The 1,131-nt window shown below is 43.2% G+C and carries 1 protein-coding gene; it reads left to right on the forward strand.

All coding sequences use genetic code 11. The features are described 5' to 3' along the window. Positions 1–31 precede the first annotated feature (31 nt). Positions 32–1,131: conjugal transfer protein TraF (traF, locus tag A3735_RS19595; protein ID WP_082885941.1), on the forward strand; the 1,100-nt coding region annotated here is incomplete at its 3' end.

Genomic DNA, 1,131 nt, shown 5'->3' on the forward strand with positions numbered 1-1,131 from the left:
AGTCAGGACCCGCTCAAGGAACAAGGAAATAATGAATTTCAGATCCACCTTCAGCTTATCAAACTTTGCCATTTGCTTAGTTTGTCTCGCTTATAGCTCAACCGCACTAAGTGGCTACAAAGTATTTTTAGACCCTCGTTCCATGGCTATGGGCGGAACCGGTGTTGCTTCAGCTTCAAAGTTTAACGCGTCCGCTCACAACCCTGCTTTGATTGCCTTCAACCGAGGCGATAAGCCCGACAAGATCTATCTTGCAATAAATAGTGGCCAGCGACAGCTTTACGGAGAGTCTTTTAACTCTGACGTTCTCGACTATCAAAATTCACCAATAGAACAAGACTTTATCAACGCCGCTAACAGCGGAGATATTAGCGACACCAGAGATACCGCTAAACTTCTAAAAGACTCTCTAAGTGAAAAAAGTTTTAGCTCATATCGCTCTGATGAAATGCATAACTTTAACTTGTTAGTGGATACTGACCCGCTAACTATCAATTTCTACACTCGCCGTGAAATTCGCAAAGTAAGCACCATCCTAAATAAAGATGCAGCAACTATTGATGACATTGTTAGACAAGTAGAAACTACTGGCCTTGCGGAATCCACAGGTATTGAAGACCTATTAAGTTCATCGGTTGAAAGCACTCAATTTGACTATGAAGAAATGGGCGCAACCGTCGCTACAACCAATGTTATTGATTATAACATGCCCATATCGTGGGGTTTTACACCCAAACTGATTCAGTTCAATGCATCTCAAGTTTCAAGGCCGCTAGATGAATACGATGTGAATAACGCTCCGGCTGACAGACCTAGTGATAGCAACCTAGAATGGAACGTAGATATAGGCTTAGCAATCCTGTTTACCGACAACTTTTTACGTGAAGAATTCGGCCTGGATGGTTGGTGGCTAGAAGGCGAGTGGGTATTCGGTATTTCTGGAATGAATATGTTTCCAACCGACATTTCAACATTCTCCCCTCCCGTACCCACTGATGAATTACCTCGAGGCAAGCCTTCAGTTCAAGCACGCTATAAAGTGGGTTTAGCCACTTACCGTGAAGACTATATGATGACGCTTGATATTGATCTAAACGAAGATGAAGTGTTCGCCTTCGAAGGCAATACCCG

The sequence above is a fragment of the Oleiphilus sp. HI0061 genome, from assembly GCF_001635675.1.